Genomic DNA, 3,648 nt, shown 5'->3' on the forward strand with positions numbered 1-3,648 from the left:
AGGTCACCGTGCAACAGAACACCGACATGCGGCGCATCTCGGCGTGGGTCGCGATCGCGGCCGTCCCGACGATGATCGCCGGCATCTACGGCATGAACTTCGACCGGATGCCCGAACTGCACTGGGAATACGGCTACTACCTGGTCGTCGGGGTGATCGTGGTGAGCACCGTCGCCCTGTTCCTGACGTTCCGGCGCAACAAGTGGCTGTGAGAACAGCACTTCTCGACCGTTCCTCCACGGTGCCCGCGGACCGGCGGGATCGTGTGCGCCTGGTCCTCGGGGTCGGGTTCGCGCTCGTCGTGGTGCAGGTGGCGATCCGCGCGGCCGTCGCCGCGGTCGGCGAACTCTACTGGGACGACCTGATCCTGATCGGCCGCGCGGGAACCTATCCGCTGTGGTCCGCGGAGCTGCTGCTGCACGACCACGACGGCCATCTCATGCCGGGCGCATTCGCCGCGGCCGCGCTCGCCGACGCGGTGGCGCCCCTGCAGTGGTGGCCCGCCGCGGTGTCGCTGGTGGTCGGGCAGGCGGTGGCGTCGCTCGCGGTGCTGCGGGTGTTGTGGCTGTTGCTCGGCCCACGCCGGGTCCTGTGGGGACCGCTGCTGTTCTACCTGTTCGCACCGCTGACGCTGCCGGCGTTCGCGTGGTGGGCGGCGGGACTCAACGCGCTGCCGTTGCAGGCGGCGCTGGCGTGGGTCGCGGGGGACGCGCTGCTGCTGGCCCGCACCGGCCGGCGCCGCTACGCGGTGTCCGCGACCGTGGTCACCGCGATCGCCCTGCTGTTCTTCGAGAAGTCGATCCTGGTGCCGTTCGTCGCGTTCGCGACCGTCGCGCTCGCGTACCGGGTCGACGGGCGCGCCCGGCCGGTGCGGCTCGCGGCGCGACGCGGGCGGGTGCTGTGGATAGCCTCGGCGGCGCTGCTCACCGGGTGGGCCGCGTGCTATCTCACGTTCGTCGAATCCCGTTTCGGGATACCCGATCTCGCGATGGTGTCCGGGCTGACGCATCACGGGCTGTCGTACGGGCTGGTGCCGACGTTGCTCGGCGGACCGTGGCAGTGGGAACGCTGGAACCCGAGCCCGCCGTGGGCGACGCCGCCGATCGTGCTGGTCGTCGTGAGCTGGGCGGCGGTGATCGCGGTGCTGGTGTGGAGCGTGCGGCGACGCCGGCGGACGGGATGGGTGTGGGCCGCGGCCGCCGCCTACGTGCTCGCCTCCCTGGCGGCGATGATCAGCACCCGGTTCGGTGCCGAGACCACCTACGAACTGGCGCAGACCCTGCGCTACTTCGCGGACTCGGCGGTGATCGGCGCGATCGCGGCCGCCCTGGCGCTGCGCGCTCCCGCACGGGGTGCACCGGCCCGCATCTCCCCTGTCGTCGCGGCGATCTGTGCGGTCGCGTTCACGGCCGGTTCGCTGTGGTCGACGGTGACGTTCACGCGGAGCTGGGTGGACAATCCGACCGGCGACTATCTCGCCACCGCCCGGGTCGCGCTCACCGCCCACCCGGACGTGCCGATCCTGGACCACCCGGTGTCGGTGTGGGTGCTGCTGCCGGTCACGCATCCGCACAATCTCATCGGATCGGTGTTCTCCGCGCTGCCCGGTCGCGCCGAGATCGCCGACAGCGCCGAGGATCCGGCCGTGCTGGACGACTCCGGCGCGCTCGTCGAAGGAGCCCTGTTCGCCGTGCGGTGGGTGCCGCCGGGACCCGAGCCGGACTGCGGGTACCTGCTCTCGCCCGGCACGACCGTCGCGCTGCCGCTGGACGGCCCGATGATGGAACTGGACTGGACCGTGCAGCTGAACTATTTCGCGTCGCAGCCCGGGCGGATCGAGGTCGGGTTCCCGGGCGCCGACCCCACGCAGGTTCCGGTCGGGTCCGGTCCGGGCACCGTCTACGTCCGGGTGCCGGGCGGTGGGAACGGCCTGCAGGTGCGCTCTCCCGCGACCGGACCGCCGCCGAAACACACGGTCGGTCCGGTCGGGGTGATCACGCCGAAATAACCGGATTCGGTCGGTCCGGCCGCGCCCGGCGTCAGCCGGCCCACCCGGCGGCACGCACCGCGGCGACGGCACCGCCGTCGACGAGCAGATCGGTGCCGGTGACGAAACCGGCCTGCGGATCGAGGAGGAACGCGACCGCGGCGGCGATGTCGTCGGGCGTGCCGAGGCGACCGGTCGCGGACATCTCGACCATCGCGCGCATGTTCGCGCCGGACTCGCCGGCGAGTTCCTCCTGGCCCATCGGGGTGGAGATGACGCCGGGGCTGATCGAGTTGATGCGGGCACCCCGCGCGCCCCACGCGGCGGCCGCCGCCTGCACGCGCAGAGCGTTCGCGCGCTTGGCGACCACGTAGGCCATCGCGGGATGCCCCAGCGTTTCCGGTGCGAGGAACGGCAGGTCGAGCAGTTCGCCGGTCGGGGTGGTCGCGAGCGCCTTCTCCTGGTCGGCGGGCAGCCCGCCGGACATGTGCCCCGCCATGCTGGCGATGACGACGCCCGCACCGCCGGACGCGACGACGCGCGCGAACTCGTCGAGGACCAGGGCGACACCGAGCAGGTCGACGCGCAGGATGGCCTCGGTGGGCGCCTGCACGGGCGAGAGCCCCGCGGTGTGCGCGATGTGGGTGACGCGCCCGAGTCCGGCGGCGGCGTCCGCGAGGGCGACGACCGAATCGCGTTCGGAGACATCGACTGTCCGTTCGGTGACGTCGTGGCCCTCGCCGCGCAGTGTCGCAGTCGCTGCCGCGAGCGTGGTCTCGTCGAAATCGGCGAGCAGCACCTTCCGGCCGCTGCCGAGGCGGCGGGCGATCGCCAGTCCCATGCCGCCTACGCCGATGACGACGACGACGTCCTTGTCCATCCGTGCCTCCCGTGGTGATCGGATGGACGCGACTGTAGAGCAGGAGCGACCCGGATCACATCACGCAGCAGGAGTGGATCGCGTCACATCCGTGGCTGGCCTCGGTTCGGGTCGCGCACGTCGATGCCGGCTTCGGTCCACGCGTCGCGCAGCGCACCGGCGCCGCGCAACCGCTTCCACGCGGCCTCGGTGCCGGTGAGCGGTACGGCGTCGAAGAACCGGACCGGATCGGCGGGTTCGGGCAGCTCCAGGTCGGGAATGTCGCTGGGTCCGAGCAGCACCGCGGTGAACGGCGCGTTCTCCCACAGTGGTTCACCGAGATCGAGCAGTGCGTCGTCGGTCAGGACGACACCTTCGACGGCGGGCAGCGCCGCGAGGATCGCGAGGGTGCGGTGAACACCGGCGGTGATGCCCTCCGCATTCCGCAGGCTCAGGACCAGCTCGGCGCGGGGGCCCCGGGTGGGATCGGCGACCATCGCCGTGGGATCGCCCATGGGATGCCGCGAACAGCCGAGCGTGACGAACCGGGTGACCCCGGAGTCCGTCGACCGGAACCGCAGCACCTCGATGGGTTCGAGACCCAGGAACGTCACCGATGCCGATTCCGGGTCGGCACCGGACGCACCGGCGACATGCTCGGTGAGGTGGGCACGGACTGCAGGGAGTACAGCGTCGGTCACCCCTGCAATGTACGCCGCGCGCGGCATTCGTCCCGGGTGGCGGGTCAGCGGTCGTCGTCGACGAATCGCACCCGGTGGTCGGCGGTCGCCGGGGCCGCGAA

The 3,648-nt window shown here is 71.9% G+C and carries 4 protein-coding genes; 2 read left to right on the top strand and 2 right to left on the bottom strand.

Translation table 11 applies throughout. The features are described from left to right. Both I0Q12_RS29850 and I0Q12_RS29855 read left to right on the top strand, forming a co-directional pair. Positions 1-212: CorA family divalent cation transporter (locus I0Q12_RS29850; RefSeq protein WP_307846634.1), on the top strand; the 212-nt coding region annotated here is incomplete at its 5' end. Next, on the top strand, positions 203-2,008 hold the full coding sequence (locus I0Q12_RS29855) for a hypothetical protein (protein WP_197257411.1): 1,806 nt from the start codon (positions 203-205) through the stop codon (positions 2,006-2,008). The genes I0Q12_RS29850 and I0Q12_RS29855, both read left to right, overlap by 10 nt. A 31-nt stretch (positions 2,009-2,039) precedes the next feature. Here I0Q12_RS29855 and I0Q12_RS29860 read toward each other — a convergent pair whose 3' ends face one another. Together I0Q12_RS29860 and I0Q12_RS29865 are read right to left on the bottom strand one after the other, a co-directional pair. Then, positions 2,040-2,867, bottom strand: a complete 828-nt coding sequence (locus I0Q12_RS29860) for an SDR family oxidoreductase (protein ID WP_197257413.1) — start codon at positions 2,865-2,867, stop codon at positions 2,040-2,042. An 83-nt stretch (positions 2,868-2,950) separates the two neighbouring features. Next, positions 2,951-3,547 carry a suppressor of fused domain protein gene (locus I0Q12_RS29865; protein ID WP_197257415.1) on the bottom strand — a complete coding sequence of 199 codons (597 nt, stop codon included), beginning with the start codon at positions 3,545-3,547 and terminating at the stop codon, positions 2,951-2,953. Positions 3,548-3,648: the final 101 nt, after the last annotated feature.

This window comes from Rhodococcus sp. CX (genome assembly GCF_015865005.1).
Taxonomy (GTDB): Bacteria; Actinomycetota; Actinomycetes; order Mycobacteriales; family Mycobacteriaceae; genus Rhodococcus.

What these genes read in the sequence shown, in the direction of transcription:
- I0Q12_RS29860 (WP_197257413.1), bottom strand. Translation starts at nt 2,867, where the DNA reads ATGGACAAGGACGTCGTCGTCGTCATCGGCGTAGGCGGCATGGGACTG.